Annotated in this window: 14 protein-coding genes; 7 read left to right on the forward strand and 7 right to left on the reverse strand. The window is 66.9% G+C overall.

The genetic code is table 11. The features are described from left to right. The first annotated feature begins 13 nt into the window (after positions 1–13). The 3 genes from ASE61_RS17285 to ASE61_RS17295 are packed head-to-tail and all read left to right on the forward strand — an operon-like array spanning position 14 to position 3,149. A complete protein-coding gene (locus ASE61_RS17285; RefSeq protein ID WP_061968930.1) occupies positions 14–568 on the forward strand; it encodes a VOC family protein in 555 nt (184 codons plus the stop codon). Positions 569–590: 22 nt separating this feature from the next. Beyond that, positions 591–1,865 carry a ribulose-bisphosphate carboxylase large subunit family protein gene (locus ASE61_RS17290; protein ID WP_061968932.1) on the forward strand — a complete coding sequence of 425 codons (1,275 nt, stop codon included), beginning with the start codon at positions 591–593 and terminating at the stop codon, positions 1,863–1,865. 6 nt (positions 1,866–1,871) lie between these two features. Then, positions 1,872–3,149 carry a four-carbon acid sugar kinase family protein gene (locus tag ASE61_RS17295; RefSeq protein WP_061968933.1) on the forward strand — a complete coding sequence of 426 codons (1,278 nt, stop codon included), beginning with the start codon at positions 1,872–1,874 and terminating at the stop codon, positions 3,147–3,149. Here the strand turns inward: ASE61_RS17295 and ASE61_RS17300 are convergent. From ASE61_RS17300 to ASE61_RS17325, 6 genes are all read right to left on the reverse strand, one after another. Then, positions 3,146–4,090, reverse strand: a complete 945-nt coding sequence (locus ASE61_RS17300) for a threonine/serine dehydratase (protein WP_061968935.1) — start codon at positions 4,088–4,090, stop codon at positions 3,146–3,148. The two genes, ASE61_RS17295 and ASE61_RS17300, sit on opposite strands and share 4 nt — an antisense overlap. Beyond that, positions 4,090–5,136: a succinylglutamate desuccinylase/aspartoacylase family protein gene (locus ASE61_RS17305; protein WP_061968937.1), complete on the reverse strand. Its 1,047-nt coding sequence runs from the start codon at positions 5,134–5,136 to the stop codon at positions 4,090–4,092. The genes ASE61_RS17300 and ASE61_RS17305 overlap by 1 nt, the downstream gene beginning before the upstream one ends. Before the next feature lie 104 nt (positions 5,137–5,240). After that, complete coding sequence (locus tag ASE61_RS17310) at positions 5,241–6,023, reverse strand: transporter substrate-binding domain-containing protein (RefSeq protein WP_061968939.1); 783 nt, start codon at positions 6,021–6,023, stop codon at positions 5,241–5,243. A gap of 39 nt (positions 6,024–6,062) precedes the next feature. Further along, positions 6,063–6,794 carry an amino acid ABC transporter ATP-binding protein gene (locus ASE61_RS17315; RefSeq protein ID WP_061968940.1) on the reverse strand — a complete coding sequence of 244 codons (732 nt, stop codon included), beginning with the start codon at positions 6,792–6,794 and terminating at the stop codon, positions 6,063–6,065. Then, positions 6,781–7,431: an amino acid ABC transporter permease gene (locus ASE61_RS17320; protein ID WP_061968942.1), complete on the reverse strand. Its 651-nt coding sequence runs from the start codon at positions 7,429–7,431 to the stop codon at positions 6,781–6,783. Before ASE61_RS17320 ends, ASE61_RS17315 begins: the two co-directional genes overlap by 14 nt. Further along, on the reverse strand, positions 7,428–8,090 hold the full coding sequence (locus ASE61_RS17325) for an amino acid ABC transporter permease (protein ID WP_061968944.1): 663 nt from the start codon (positions 8,088–8,090) through the stop codon (positions 7,428–7,430). Before ASE61_RS17325 ends, ASE61_RS17320 begins: the two co-directional genes overlap by 4 nt. Positions 8,091–8,232: 142 nt before the next feature. Between ASE61_RS17325 and ASE61_RS17330 the strand changes: the two genes are divergently transcribed. Beyond that, entirely contained in the window at positions 8,233–9,015 is a 783-nt protein-coding gene (locus ASE61_RS17330; RefSeq protein ID WP_061968946.1) for an IclR family transcriptional regulator, read from the forward strand. A 20-nt stretch (positions 9,016–9,035) separates the two neighbouring features. On the opposite strand, the gene ASE61_RS17335 is transcribed toward ASE61_RS17330, so the two are convergent. Beyond that, positions 9,036–9,938, reverse strand: coding sequence for a GntR family transcriptional regulator (locus tag ASE61_RS17335; RefSeq protein ID WP_061968948.1), 903 nt, complete (start codon positions 9,936–9,938; stop codon positions 9,036–9,038). Positions 9,939–10,031: 93 nt separating this feature from the next. Between ASE61_RS17335 and ASE61_RS17340 the strand changes: the two genes are divergently transcribed. The 3 genes from ASE61_RS17340 (at position 10,032) to ASE61_RS17350 (ending at position 14,423) form a co-directional block, all read left to right on the forward strand. Beyond that, positions 10,032–11,180, forward strand: coding sequence for a C45 family autoproteolytic acyltransferase/hydolase (locus tag ASE61_RS17340; protein ID WP_061968950.1), 1,149 nt, complete (start codon positions 10,032–10,034; stop codon positions 11,178–11,180). A gap of 49 nt (positions 11,181–11,229) precedes the next feature. Next, on the forward strand, positions 11,230–12,771 hold the full coding sequence (locus tag ASE61_RS17345) for an ABC transporter substrate-binding protein (protein WP_061968952.1): 1,542 nt from the start codon (positions 11,230–11,232) through the stop codon (positions 12,769–12,771). 182 nt (positions 12,772–12,953) lie between these two features. Further along, positions 12,954–14,423: a M81 family metallopeptidase gene (locus ASE61_RS17350; RefSeq protein ID WP_061968953.1), complete on the forward strand. Its 1,470-nt coding sequence runs from the start codon at positions 12,954–12,956 to the stop codon at positions 14,421–14,423. Positions 14,424–14,438 lie beyond the last annotated feature (15 nt).

The following is a 14,438-nucleotide window of genomic DNA, read 5'->3' on the forward strand; positions in this document are numbered from 1 at the left end:
GAAAGCAACGCCCATGAGCCGCTTCTTTGGCCAGATCCGTCAGGCTGGCTACGTCGTCCCGGATATCGAGGCGGCGATGGACTACTGGAGCCGCGTGCTGGGCGTCGGACCGTTCTTCTACAATCCGAAGGTCCCGATCAGGAACTACCGCTACAAGGGCGAGACCTACGAGCCGCACAACTCGGTGGCGCTGGCCAATTCCGGCCCGCTCCAGATCGAGCTGATCCAGTGCCGCAACACTGTCCCGTCCATGTACAAGGACTTCACCGATGCGGGGCTGACCGGCCTGCAGCATGTCGCCTACTGGACCTCGGACTACGATGCCGACCTGGAGCGGCTCGTCGCCGAGGGCTTCAAGCCGGTGATGTCGGGCGAGGTCGGCGAGCGCGGCCGCTTCGTCTATTTCGACACGCATTACCATCCGGGCACGGTGATCGAACTCTCGGAGGTCGCCGGCCCCAAGGGCGAGATGTTCCGCCTGATCCGCGAGGCGTCCGAGACCTGGGACGGCAAGGATCCGGTCAGGCCCTTCCCGGACCTGAGCAAGCTCGCTGCTGCGGCAGCCTGATATCCCTTCGCATACCGACCCCATGACCAGCGAACGCTTCGAAGCGACCTATCTCATCGAAACCCCGCTCGACCCGGCCAAGGTCGCGGAGGTGATGGCGGGTGAGCAATCCTGCGGCACCTTCGCCCGCGTCGCCGGCGAGACCGACGAGTTGCGCGAGCGGGCGCGGGCCGTCGTCACGCGGATCGAGGAGCTGGAGCCCGCCACGGAGCCCAGCCTGCCTAATGCGTGGCTTGCGCGGAAGGGCGTCGGCGGGCCATGGCGGCGCGCGCGCATCACGATCTCCTTCCCGGTCGACAATGTCGGAGCCAATCTCGCGACGCTCGCCGCCGTGGTTGCGGGCAATCTCTACGATCTCGGCGAGGTCACCGGCCTCAGGCTCGAAAGCATCGCCCTGCCCTGGTCCTATCGCCAGCGCTTCCCGATGCCGACGCAAGGCATCGCCGGCACGCGGCGCCTGACCAGGGCGGCGAAAGGACCGCTCGTCGGCTCGATCATCAAGCCGAATGTGGGCCTCAGCTCCGCGCAGACGGCCGAGCTCGTCGCGAGCCTCTGCGAAGCCGGGCTCGACTTCATCAAGGATGACGAGATCTCAGCCGATCCGGTGCATGCGCCGCTGGCCGAGCGCATCCCGGCGGCGATGGCGGCGGTTCGCCGGCATCAGGACAAGACCGGCAAGCACGTCATGGTCGCCTTCAACATCACCGACGAGACCGATGCGATGCGCCGCCATGCCGATCTCGTCACGCACGAGGGCGGTTCCTGCGTGATGGCGAGCCTGAACTGGTGCGGTTTCTCCGCGATCGAGAGCTTGCGCCGCTCGACTGATCTCGCCCTGCACGGCCATCGCAACGGCTATGGCGCCTTCTCGCGCCATCCGCTCCTCGGCATCGGCTTCCAGGCCTATCAGGTGCTGTGGCGGCTGGCCGGTGTCGACCACATGCATGTCCATGGCCTGCAGGGGAAATTCGCGCAGGAAGACGAGGAGGTCGTGACCTCCGCCAGGGATTGCGTCACGCCGCTGACCGATGGCGCCGACGACCGGGTGATGCCCGCCTTCTCCTCCGGGCAGTGGGCCGGCACGGCGCAGGCGACCTGGGATGCGATCGGCCATGACGACCTGCTGTTCATGGCCGGCGGCGGCATTCTGGCCCATCCCGGTGGGCCGAAGGCGGGCGTCGCCAGCATCCGGCAGGCCTGGGCAGCCGTAGCCGAAGGCACCCCGATCACGGAGGCGGCGCGGACGCATCCCGAATTGCAGCAGGCGCTCGATACCTTCGGCGGCAAGGCGGGCTAGTGCGCCGTGACGACGAAGCGCATCCCTCTCTACGGCTGGTACGGCGACGATTTTACCGGCTCGACCGATACACTGGCGACGCTGGCCGAGCGAGGCTTTCGCGCTTTGCTCTTCCTGCGCCAACCGAGTGAAGCCCAGTTGGCGGCAGCCGGCCCGCTCGATGCGATCGGCATCGCCGGGGCGAGCCGAGCCATGGCGCCGGAAGCTATTGCGCAGGAACTGACGGAAATCGGGCGCTTCTTTGCCGAGCAGGGCGTCGAGCTGATGCATTATAAGTGCTGCTCGACCTTCGACAGCGCACCTCGTATCGGCAGCATCGGCGCGGCGGTCGCAGCGCTGAAGCCGTTCTTCCCGAACCCGCTCGTGCCGATCCTCGGCGGCCAGCCCAATCTCGGGCGCTTCTGCCTGTTCGGAAACCTGTTCGCGGCCGGCGGCGACGGCGCGATCCATCGTATCGACCGCCACCCGACGATGAGTCGCCATCCAGTGACGCCGATGGCGGAAGCCGATCTGCGCCGGCACCTTGCCGCGCAGGGGCTCGAAGGTATCGGACTCGTCGATTATCGCGCCTATGCCGATGGCTCGTCAGCACCGGCGACGCCGCCAGACGGAAGCCCGGCGGTCCTGTTCGATGTGGCAACCGAGGCCGACCTCATGGCGATCGGCGAATTGCTCGCGACGTCGCTGGTGAATGGGCCGATGCTCGCGGTGGGGGCAAGTTCGGTCGCCCGCGCCTTCGCGGCCGGGCATGGCAAGGCGGTCATTTCCGCATCAACTTCAGATGCGAAATATTGCGGGGCAGGACCGGTCCTCGCCCTCGTCGGCAGCCTGTCGCCGGTCACACGCGCGCAGGTCGAGGCAGCCAAGGGCTATACGATCCTCTCCGTCGATGCCGAACGGTTGTTGGCGGATAAAAGCTATGGGGCGGAGCTGCGCTCCGCAGCTCTGTCCAAGCTGGCTCAGGGCGACGTCATGCTGGTGACCGAACGGCCTGAGGGCGCCCCAACTGCGGCCAGCGCGGTTGCCGAAGCGACCGGGGCATTGCTCGCCGCAATCATCGCCGAGGCTCGCCTCGGCCGGCTCATCGTCGCGGGTGGCGATACCTCGACCATGGCGATCCGGTCGCTGCCGCTCTGGGGGCTGTCCTATCGTGGGCCTTGCGTGCCCGGTGCGCCGCTCTGCCGCGCCCATTCCGACGATCCGCGTCTCGACGGGCTCGAGATCGTGCTGAAGGGCGGGCAGATGGGTCCGCCCGGCTTCTTCAATAACGAGGCACGCGCCTAACCCGGCAGGCAGCCATCCGTGCCGGCGCCGCAGACCAGCGCACAGACCTTCTCGCCACCGGACAATGCAACCCGGCCCGACTGGAGCGCCGCCAGCGCCGCGGCGCCCGACAAGTCGGCGGCGATGCCGAATTCGAACCAGAGCGATTTCGCTGCCGTCTCCATCTCGGCGTCGGTGATCAGAACGATCTCGTCGACATTCCGGGCCGCCGCCTCATAGATCGCCTGATCGGTCTGGCGGCAGGACATGGTGGCGACGCGCGTCTCCAGCTTGTCGAGCGCGACGAGGCGCCCGGCGGCGAGGCAGGCGTGGAGCGTCGGCGAGCCCACCGGCTCGATGCCGATGATCCGGGTCTGCGGGCGCAAGGCCTTCACCGCCGTCGAGAGGCCGGTGATCAATCCACCGCCGCCGATGGCGACGAGGATCACGTCGACATCGGGCATGTCGTCGAGGATATCGAGGCCGAGCGTGCCCTGCCCGGCCACGACGACCGGATCACTGAAGGGATGGGCATAGGTCGCGCCGGTTTCGCGGGAGCGAGCCAGCGCGGCGGCATTGGCATCGTCCCAGATCGCGCCGACGATATGGACGTCGGCGCCCCAGTCGCGCAGCTTGGCGATCTTGTCCGGAGCGGCATTGGACGGCAGGAAGATCGTCGCGTTCACGCCGAGCACATGGGCCGAGCGGGCAATGGCGAGGCCGTGATTGCCGCCCGACGCCGTGACGACGCCGCGCGCCAGTTCGTCCTTCGACAGAGTCAGGAGCCGGTTCATCGCCCCGCGCGCCTTGAAGGAACCGGCGGCCTGCAACAGTTCGAGCTTCAGCGTGACATCGCCGCCGAAATCGCCGCCGCGCGTCCTGGCATAGGACAGCGTCGGGGTTTTGCGGATGTAGGGCGCGATGCGCTCACGGGCGGCGCGGATATCGTCGAGCGCGATCATCACAGGGTTCCGCGATAGGGCGCCGCGACGATCAGGCAGCAATTGCCCGGCTTCACGCGGCCCGGCTGCCGGCGGCCGTAGAGGATGCCGTCAGCGGCGTAATGCAGCGTCTCGGGTTGGCGCGTCGGGTCCCAGGTGCAGTGGATACGTCCGGCCGGCTCGCCGGCGCTGACCTTGGTGCCATTGGCATGGAAGGGCTCGAAGATGCCGTCCGCCGTCGCATAGACGTAAGCGGAGATGCCGGGCAGCTCGAGGATCTGCCCCTCGCTGCGCCTGGGCTCGGGTTTTTCGCGAACGACGACGCCGAGATGGTCGAGCACATTGGCGACGCCGCGCCGGCAGACCGCAAGCGCCTCCAGCGAGACGGTGCCGGCGCCGGCCATCTCGGTGCCGACCGTGACCAGCCCGGCGCGGCAGGCGGCAGCGGTCGCCGTGCGCGGCTCGCCGAGATTGCTGATCACCACGGTCATCGGCGCGTCGAAGGCCTGCACGGCCGCGACATTGCGCTTGTGCAGGGCGGGGTCGTCGGTCGGCTCGACGATGGCGCTCGGAATGATGTCGAGCGAGGAGCCGCCCGAGTGCAGGTCGAGGAAGGCGTCACCGATCGGCAGGATATGGTCGGTGACGAAGGCCGAGATCTGCTGGGTGATGGTGCCGCGCGGATCGCCCGGAAAGGTGCGGTTGAAGTTCAGCCCGTCGACCGGCGAGGTGCGCTGGCCGGCCATGACGGCGTGGACATTGTTCGCCGGCATCAGGATGAGGCGACCCTGGACGCGGCCGGGATCGAGATCGCGGATCAGGTCGCAGATCGTGATCGGCCCCTCGTATTCGTCGCCATGGTTGCCGCCTTCCATGATCACGGTCGGGCCGGTGCCGTTCTTGATCACCGCGATCGGCACGCGGGTCGCGCCCCAGGCGTCGTCATGCGGCGAATGCGGGATCATCAGGAAGCCGGTCTGCTTGCCCTCGCGATCGAGATCGACGGTGAGGAAGGCGCTGGATGGGCGTGGGGTCGGCTTGGGGCGCGCGGCGCTGGCTGTGCTCATGGGATCACGCAGGGTGCAGGACAGGGATCGGCGCCGGAGGCGGGCCGTCGGGAAGCATGGAAAAGCCGGGCGCGGCGGCGCGCCCGGCGGGAACCGCTACGACGTCACAGCGTCGGCAGCGGATCCATCGGCATGTCCAGGTATTTGCGGTGCAGCCGATCGAGCTCGCCATTCATGGAATTGAAGAAGATGAAGCCGTCGAGCCAGCGCACGAGATTATGCTGGTCCATCTGCACGCCCATATGGGCCGGGCTGCGGCGGATGACGAACTTGCGCTCGAACTCCTTGTTGGGGTTCTGCTTGGCGAGCGCCTGCGCCACGATCGAGTTGGTGGCGAGGAGATCGGCCTGGCCGGTGATGTAGGCGGCGGCGGCCGTCGCGTCGTCCTCGGTGCGCATCAGGCTGGCCTTCGGCGCCGCGGCCGAGATGGCGAGCTCCTGCGTCGTGCCCTTGGCGGCGGCGACGCGGGCCGAGCCGATCGTCTCCGGGCTCGACACCGTCGAGCTTTTCGCGCCGTAGACCGCGAGGAAGGTGTTGGCATAGGGCGCCGTGAACTGGATCTGCTTGGCGCGCTCGGGCGTCAGGCCCATCACCGAAATGACGATGTCGACCTTGTCTGTCATCAGGAAGGGGATGCGGTTGGCGCCGGTGATCTGCTGCATCTCCAGCTTCACGCCGAGGCCCTTGGCGACCATCTCGGCCATCTCGATGTCGAAACCGATGGCCTTGCGGTTGGCATCCTGCGAGCCGAAGGGCGGCGCATCGAGCGGCACGCCGATGCGGACGACGCCCTTGGACAGGATGTCCTGGAGCTTGTCGGCCTTGGCCTCGGCGGCGCCGAAGGCGGCGATGGCCAGGGCGGCTAAACCTGCGAACAGTGAACGCATCGTCTTCTCTCCCCTCGTTGATGTTGTTGGCGTTCCGCCTCAGTGCAGCACTGCGCTGAGGAAGGTCTGGAGTTCCGGCGTCTTCGGCTCGGCCAGCACGGCGGCCGCCGGCCCCTGCTCGTGGATGCGCCCTTCATGCATGAAGACGACGCGCGAGCCGAAGCGGCGGGCAAAGCCCATCTCATGGGTCACGAGGATCATGGTCATGCCCTCGTTCGCGACGGATTCGAGCACCTTGAGGACCTCGCCGGTGAGTTCGGGATCGAGTGCCGAGGTGACCTCGTCGAACAGCATCAGCTTCGGCCGCATGGCGAGCGAACGGGCGATCGCGACGCGCTGCTGCTGGCCGCCCGAGAGCTGCGAGGGATAGGCGTCGAGCTTGTCCTCCAGCCCGACGCGGGCGAGCACCTCGCGCGCGACCTCGCGGGCAGCCTGCGGCGCCTGCTTCTTCACGACGCGCGGGGCGAGCGTGATGTTGTCGCAGACCGAGAGATGCGGAAACAGGTTGAAGCTCTGGAAGACGATGCCGACCTCCTGCCGCAATTTGCGCAGGTTGGTCGCGGGATCGTTGACCTGCGTGCCGTCGACGCGGATCACGCCGGCCTGGATCGGCTCCAGCCCGTTGATGCAACGGAGCATCGTGCTCTTGCCCGAGCCGGAGCGGCCGATCACGGCGATGATCTCGCCCTTGGCGACGTCGAGCGTGACGTCCTTCAGCACCTGGACCGAGCCGTAGCTCTTGTTGATCCCATGGATTTCAACGAGCGACATCGAGCTTCCGCTCGATCGAGCGGCTCCATTGCGAGAGGGGGAAGCACATCGCGAAATAGATCGCGGCGACGGTGATGTAGACGGCGAAGGGCTTGTAGGTGCCGGCGGCCGTGAGCTGACCCTCGCGCGTCAGTTCGACAAAGCCGATCACCGCGGCGAGCGAGGTGTTCTTGATGAGCTGGACGAGGAAGCCAACGGTCGGCGGGATCGCGACCCGGATCGACTGCGGCACGATGACGTAACGCAGTTGCTCCCCAAGCGAGAGGCCGAGCGAGGCGCCGGCCTCCCACTGGGTCTTCGCGATGGAAACCAGCGCGCCGCGCCAGATCTCGCCCAAAAAGGCGCTGCCATAGACCGAGAAGGCTGTCGCCGCCGCGAGCCACGGATTGACGGAGATGCCGGTGAGCGGCAGGCCGAAGAAGATCACGAACAGCCAGACCAGCAGCGGCGTGCCCTGGACGATGTGGATATAGGCGGCGGCGAGCCAGCGCAGCGGCGCGAAGGGCAGGATGCGGGCGATGGCGATGACGATGCCGATCAGCGACGCCCCGATGAAGGCGGTCGCGGTCAGCGCCAGCGTCCAGCGCGCTGCCGCGATCAGGTACATCACATCGATGAGGCCGAATTCGCGGATCATCGTCTGACGAACGCCCAGTAATAGAGGCCCGCGAACAGGCCGCGGAAGGCGAAGGCGAGCCCGAGATAGAGCACGCCGATGACGGTGTAGACCTCGAAATCGCGGAAGGTGCGCGACTGTACGATCGAGGCTGCGTGGAACAGGTCCTCGACCGAGATCTGCGAGACGACGCTGGTCGCCAGCATCAGCAATACGAACTGGCTGGCCAGCGCCGGGAACATCGCCTTCAGCGCGGGGAACATCACGACATAGCGGAAGACCTGCAGGCCGGAGAGCCCGAGCGAATGGCCGGCCTCGACCTGCGCCTTTGGCACGGCCTCCAGCCCGGCGCGGACGATCTCGGTGGTGTAGGCGCCGAGATTGATGACCAGCGCGATGATCGCGGCGGTGAGCCCGTCGAGCCTGACGCCGAAACTCGGCAGGCCGAAGAAGATCAGGAAGAGCTGCACCAGCAGCGGGGTGTTGCGGATGACCTCGACATAGGTGCCGACGATGCGACGCAGCCAGACGGGGCCATAGACGCGGGCGGCAGCGCAGGCGATGCCGATGACGAGGCCGCCGACCATCGCCAGCGCGGAGAGCAGCAGCGTGATCCAGACGCCGTCGAGGATCGATTCCCAGGCGGCGAAGACATCGCGGAACTGCAGGCCGTATTTCATGGCCGGCCGCCTCGCGGCAGCGGCGCGACGCCCCCAGAACCTGCGATATGATGCGACGATCGTACCATCCGCCTCCCCTTTGACGGCGAGGCTAGGTTCGTTTCTTATTTGATGTCAAGCTTCATATATGAAACAGAGAGACATGAGCGACCTGCCGGATACCGAGAACGGAGACAAAAGCAGCTACGCGGCGCCGGCGCTGGAAAAGGGGCTCGACATCCTCGAACTCCTTGCCGAGGTCGGCGAGCCGCTCTCGACGCGCGAGATCGCCGAGCGACTCGCCCGCTCGAAGAGCGAGATCTTCCGCATGGTCTTCGTGCTGCAGCAGCGCGGCTATCTCGCCCGCGAGGCGGGGACCGACCGGCTCGAGCTGTCGCGGCGGCTGTTCGACCTCGGCATCCGCACACCGGCCGGGCGCCAGCTCACCTCGATCGTGCTGCCGGTGATGGAGCGCTTCAGCGAGGCGAGCGGGCAGGTCGCGCATCTCGTCGTGCTGAGCCGGGCCCAGACCGTGGTGCTGGCGACGACCTCGGGACATCTCGATGCCAGCGTCATCGTCAGGCCAGGCTATGGCCGCCCGGCGCTCGATGCGAATTCCGGGCTGCTGATCCTCGCCTTCCAGAGCAAAAGCCGCCGCGACGCGTTGATGCGGGAAGCATCGGAGGCCGACAAGCGGCGCCTCGAAGCTGCCGAGACCGAGCGCATATTCGCGGATATCCGCGCCCTCGGGCACCGCGTCGCCGCCAGCCGTGACATCATGGCGGTGACCGACATCGCCTGCCCGGTCATCGGCCCCGGCGGCCATGCCGAGGCGGCGATCCTGGTGCCCTGCCTGCAGCGCCACGGCATCGCGACCGACGAGGAGGCGATCCTGAAAGCGCTCAAGGCGAGTTGTGCCGAGGCCGGCTCGCAGCTGTCGCTTTAGCGGAGGCGCCGGCTGAAGCGTCAGGGGTGCCCTGAACCTTCCGACGATGGCCCTTCCCAATCCTGGGCCGCTCCGGCGAGATGCCCGACGAGAAGCTCTACAGCGCCCGGCCGGTCACCCTTGTCGAGCGCGGCGAGAATGGCGAGGTGGTCCCGGCAGGATTGCAGGATCTGTTCCGGCTCCAGTTCCCAGAAATCGGCGAATTGATGCATGCGCCGCAGCGCGTTCTGGCGCCTCACAGCCTGCAGGAAGAAGCGATTGCGCGACCATGAGGCGAGCGTTTCGTGGAAGGTCGAGTTGACCTCGAACCAGAGCTGCGGCGTGACCTCCCCGACCGGGCGGCGCATCAGCGCCTCATGCGCCGTGCGGAGCCGGGCGAGCTCGGCAGCATCGACGCGGTAGCCGGGCTGGCTCAGCGCCGCCGTCTCGATGGCGATGCGGAAGGCGTAGGATTCGAGAATAGCCTCCGGCGTGTCCAGGCTTTCGGTGAAGCGCCAGCCATGACCGCGCTGACGCTGGACCAGTCCTTCCGACGAAAGCCGCATCAGGGCCTTGCGCAGATCGCCCTTGGCCGCGCCGAAATGCGCCAGCATCGCGTTCTCGGTGACCTCGGTCGGGAGCTCGCCGCGTGCCCGCCCGGTCAGGATCCTCTGGTAGAGTTCGCCGCCACCGGCCGGGGCCGGCATATGCGCGGCGATCGCCACGTCGTCGACCGGCCGCAGCAGGCTGAAGCCCTGGCTCTGCTCGCGCGCCAGCAGCCCCATCTCGACCAGCTTCAGGAGCGCGCTCCGCACCGGCGTACGCGAGACGCCGAACCGCGCCGCCAGAGGCTTCACGCCGACAGGCGCGCCCGCCGGCCAGCCCTCGTCACGGGCCAGCCGCAGGATATCGCCGATGATCTCGCCGTGCAGGCTGCTGGCCATTCCCTGGTTTCGCCTCTTCCGGAGCGATTTGACAATCCGCGAAATGATGCGCCACTGTGCATCTTGGTCAATCAAAAAACACGATAGTGTCTCATGATCGAACCGTTTCCCTTCGTCTCCGTGTCAGGCTCGCCCTATGAGCGCGGCCGCAGCTATGGCGCCGCGGTGCCGGATCGCATCGCCGGCAGCGCCCGGTTCTATGCCGGCCAACTGGACGGGCTCGGCTCCAGCACGACGCTGCGCCGCAAGCTGATCGACGAGGCAAGGCAGGGAATCGCAGCTTTCGACGAGGCCTATCTGGAGGAGATGCGCGGCATCGCCGACGGCTCCGGCGTGCCGTTCGATGCGATCATCATGATCAACGCCCGCACCGAGATCGTCGCCAAGGCAAGGCTTCTCGCCAACCGTGCCGACGAGGAGGAAGAGGAAGACGAGGCCGATAATGACGGCTGCACCGGCGCGATAATCCTGCCCGAGCGCAGCGCCACCGGCGGCATCATCCAGGGCCAGAACTGGGACTGGCAGCCGGAATGCGCGAAGACCGCGATCGTGCTCAGGGTGCAGCGAAAGAACGGGCCGGACCTGCTGACCTTCGTCGAGGCTGGCGGGCTGGGCCGGCACGGCATGAACGAGGCCGGCATCTGCGTCACCGGCAATTACCTGCGCAGTGACCGCGACTATTGCCAGGAAGGCGTGCCGCTGGCGCTGGTCCGCCGCAAGGCGCTGGAGCAGGAGCATCTGGCGCTGGCGATCAAGGTGGTCGCGACCACGCCGAAGGCCTGCTCGACCAATATGATGCTCAGCCAGGACAAGGGTTTCGGCATCGATCTGGAATGCGCGCCGGACGAGGCCTTCCCGATCCTGCCCGAGGACGGGCTGATCGTGCATGCCAATCACTGGGCCAGCCCGACGGCGCTGGCGAAGCTGCGCGAGACCGGCATCGCCAGCGCGCCCGACAGCCCCTATCGCGACTGGCGCGTCCGCAAGCTCCTGAACGAACCGCGCCGGCCGCTCGGCCGCGAGGACCTGAAGGCCGCGCTGTTCGACGATTTCCTCTCGCCCTTCTCGGTCTGCCGCCCGCCACGCCCCGGCCAGCGCGGCGATATCACCGCCAGCGTGGCGATGATCCTGCTCGAACCGGGCAAGGGCGTGATGGAGGTGGCGCCGCTGCCGGCGCTTAACCGGCATTTCACCTGCTACGGCCTGACCGGCGAGCCCTTCGCGACCGAAAAGGCCGCCTGACCGAAATCGATCGCGCCGCTCGTCGCGGCATCTTGAGGGAGCCGATGCCATGAGACGCCCACTCGCCCTTGCCATCCTGCTCGCGGCCTGCGCGAGCCCGGCCGCAGCGCAATCGATCACCGTCGCGGTCGCCGCCGACATCCGCAGCAACAATCCCGGCGTGAACCGCGACGACAGCACCGACGATTTCGCGCTGCAGCTCGTCGAGGGGCTCGTCGGCTACAACGAGGGCGGCAATGCCACGCCGCTGCTGGCACAGAAGGTCGATCTCTCGGCCGACGGCAAGACCTATACCTTCACGCTGCGCGAGGGCGTGAAATTCCACAATGGCGCGACGCTGACCTCGGCCGACGTGCTGTGGAGCTGGAACCGTTACATGGACCCGAAGACCCAGTGGCGCTGCACCTCGGAATTCGACGGGCGCAGTGGTCTCAAGGTCGAATCCGTCTCGGCGCCCGATGCCAGGACCTTCGTCATGACCATCGACAAGCCGAACGCGCTGTTCCTCGACACGATGGCCCGAACCGACTGCGCGATGACCGCGATCCTACACAAGGATTCGGTCAAGGCCGACGGAAGCTGGGACAAGCCGATCGGCACAGGCCCCTACAAGTTCGGCGAGTGGAAGCGCGGCGAGTATTTCACCATGACCGCCTTCGACGGCTACCAGTCGCCGGGGCAAGGCAAGATCGACGGCTATGTCGGCTCGAAGCGCCCGCTGCTCAAGGAGGTCAAGTTCCTCGTCGTCAAGGATGCGGCGACCGTGAAGGCCGGCCTCATCTCCGGCGCGCTGCAGATGAGCGAGACGCTGCCGAGCGATGTCGAGGAACTCAAGAAGGTGCCGAGCCTCAAGGTCGCGGTCGCGCCCAACGCGGTCCGCCACATCTTCCTGATCCAGACCAAAGACGCCGTGATGGGCAACAAGAAGTTGCGCCAGGCGATCGCGGCGGCGCTGGACTATCCCGAGCTGGTCGCAGCCGCCTCCAACAACCTGGGCACGCCGAACAACTCGCCGATTTACTCGACCTCCGGCTATTTCGGCGAGGTCGAGAAGCAGGGCCATAAATACGACCCGGCCCGGGCCAAGCAGTTGCTGCAGGAGGCCGGCTACAAGGGCGAGAAGATCACCATCCTCGCCAACAAGCGTCCGACGGTCCCGAGCTTCCCGGCGGCGGTGGTCTGGCAGCAGATGCTGCAGGCGGTCGGGATCAATGCCGAGATCGAGGTCCTGGACTGGGCGACACAGCTCGACCGGTTCAACAAGGGCAACTACCAGATGCAGTCCTTCTCGTTCTCGGCCCGCTTCGACCCGGCCATCGCCTTCGAGCAGTTCTCCGGCCCGAAGGACAAGCAACCGCGCAAGGTCTGGGACAATCCGGACGCGCAGGCGCTGATCGACAAGTCGATGCTGATCTCGGACAAGGCCGAGCGGCAGAAGATCTTCGACGAGCTGCACCGCCGCGTCATCGACGAGGTGCCGCTGATCTTCCTCTATAACGGCCTCGATGCGGTGGCGATGAGCAAGGCCATCTCCGGCTTCCAGCCCTGGCAGTCCAAGCTGCGGATGTGGGAAGTGACGCTGGCGCAGTGAGCCGTTGCCCCTCAACCGGCCCGGCGTCAAAGCCGCAATGATCGAATGCGAATGCACCTCATTAGCAATAATGAGGTGCATTGCATCAATGCTGCATCTGCAATCCCTCTGCTCGCGCTGCAGCTTGACATGGCCTTCACGGCCAACCGAACATGACGGTCACATTGTCGGAAAGGTAGCTTATGCGTCTGTTTGCTGCGTCGCTCGCAACCGAGACCAATACGTTCTCTCCGATCCCGACATCCCGGGCCAATTTCGAGGCTTCCGCCTATTTCCCGGCGGGCCAGCATCCCGACCGGGCGACCCACACCACCGCCCCGCTCTATGTCGCGCGGCAGCGGGCCAAGCGCGACGGCTTCGAGCTGATTGAAGGGTCCTGCTTCTGGGCCGAGCCGTCGGGCACCTGCGCCAAGGCCGATTACGAGGAGATGCGGGATGAGATCCTCGTCCAGCTCAAGGCGGCGCTGCCGGTCGACGGCGTGCTGCTCGGCCTGCACGGCGCCATGGTCGCGCATGGCTACGATGACTGCGAGGGCGATATCATCGAGCATGTCCGCGCCATTGTCGGGCCGTCCGTGCCGATCGGCGTCGAGCTCGATCCGCATTGCCACCTCACCGAGAAGCGCGTGCGCCTCGCCGATGCGGTCATCCTCTACAAGGAATATCCGCATATCGACTTCGTCGAGCGGGCCGAGGAACTGGTCGAGATCATCCTCGGCACGATCCGCGGGCAGATCAAGCCGGTGATGTCGCTCTATGATTGCCGGATGATCGAGCTGGTGCCGACGACGCGCGAGCCCGGCCGCTCCTTCGTCGACCGGATGAGCGCGCTGGAAGGCAAGGACGGCATTCTCTCGGTCTCGCTGGCGCATGGCTTCCAGCAGGGCGACGTGCCGGAGATCGGCACCCGCGTGCTCGTCATCACCGACAACGACAAGGCGAAGGGCGATGCGCTGGCAGCAAAGCTCGGCGAGGAGTTCCGTTCGCTCAAGGGGCAGTTCGCCCCGCCGGTGACCCCGCTCGACGAAGCGCTCGACCGCGCACTCGGCGGCGCAGCGAACGGCCCACGCGTCATCGCGGATTCCACCGACAATGCCGGCGGCGGCGCGGCCTCCGACAACACCAACATCATCCACCGGCTGCGCGAGCGCGGCATCTCTGACGCCGCAGTCGGCCCGGTCTGGGATCCGGTCGCGGTCGCGTTCTGCCTGACGGCCGGCGTCGGCGCGACCATTCCGCTGCGCTTCGGCGGCAAAGCGGCCGCGACCTCCGGCACGCCGGTCGATGGCGAGGTGACGGTACTGGGCGCCATCCGCGGGGGCACGCAGAGCTTCGGCACCGCCAAGGTGCCGATCGGCGATGCGGTCGGCATCCGCATCGACGGCATCGACGTCGCGCTGCTCTCGCACCGCACGCAGGCGCTGGGGCTGGAGATCTTCACCAGCGTCGGCATCGACCCGACGCAGAAGCGGATCGTCTCGGTCAAGTCGACCAACCATTTCCATGCGGCCTACGGTCCGATCGCCAGCGAGGTGATCTACACTGATGGCGGTGGCCCTTCGCATCTCGACGTGCGCAAATATCCCTATCGCAAGATCAACCGGCCGCTCTGGCCGCATGATCCGCTCCCGCCGGGCCGGCTCGTCGTCTGACGCCTCGCGACCCGA

Origin of the sequence: Allobosea sp. Root670 (genome assembly GCF_001429415.1) — a bacterium.
Taxonomy (GTDB): domain Bacteria; phylum Pseudomonadota; class Alphaproteobacteria; order Rhizobiales; family Beijerinckiaceae; genus Allobosea; species Allobosea robiniae.

Coding starts and splice junctions, on each gene's coding strand:
- ASE61_RS17285 (WP_061968930.1), top strand. CDS start 14: ATGAGCCGCTTCTTTGGCCAGATCCGTCAGGCTGGCTACGTCGTCCCG.
- ASE61_RS17290 (WP_061968932.1), top strand. CDS start 591: ATGACCAGCGAACGCTTCGAAGCGACCTATCTCATCGAAACCCCGCTC.
- ASE61_RS17300 (WP_061968935.1), bottom strand. CDS start 4,090: ATGATCGCGCTCGACGATATCCGCGCCGCCCGTGAGCGCATCGCGCCC.
- ASE61_RS17305 (WP_061968937.1), bottom strand. CDS start 5,136: ATGAGCACAGCCAGCGCCGCGCGCCCCAAGCCGACCCCACGCCCATCC.
- ASE61_RS17310 (WP_061968939.1), bottom strand. CDS start 6,023: ATGCGTTCACTGTTCGCAGGTTTAGCCGCCCTGGCCATCGCCGCCTTC.
- ASE61_RS17315 (WP_061968940.1), bottom strand. CDS start 6,794: ATGTCGCTCGTTGAAATCCATGGGATCAACAAGAGCTACGGCTCGGTC.
- ASE61_RS17320 (WP_061968942.1), bottom strand. CDS start 7,431: ATGATCCGCGAATTCGGCCTCATCGATGTGATGTACCTGATCGCGGCA.
- ASE61_RS17325 (WP_061968944.1), bottom strand. CDS start 8,090: ATGAAATACGGCCTGCAGTTCCGCGATGTCTTCGCCGCCTGGGAATCG.
- ASE61_RS17330 (WP_061968946.1), top strand. CDS start 8,233: ATGAGCGACCTGCCGGATACCGAGAACGGAGACAAAAGCAGCTACGCG.
- ASE61_RS17335 (WP_061968948.1), bottom strand. CDS start 9,938: ATGGCCAGCAGCCTGCACGGCGAGATCATCGGCGATATCCTGCGGCTG.
- ASE61_RS17340 (WP_061968950.1), top strand. CDS start 10,032: ATGATCGAACCGTTTCCCTTCGTCTCCGTGTCAGGCTCGCCCTATGAG.
- ASE61_RS17345 (WP_061968952.1), top strand. CDS start 11,230: ATGAGACGCCCACTCGCCCTTGCCATCCTGCTCGCGGCCTGCGCGAGC.
- ASE61_RS17350 (WP_061968953.1), top strand. CDS start 12,954: ATGCGTCTGTTTGCTGCGTCGCTCGCAACCGAGACCAATACGTTCTCT.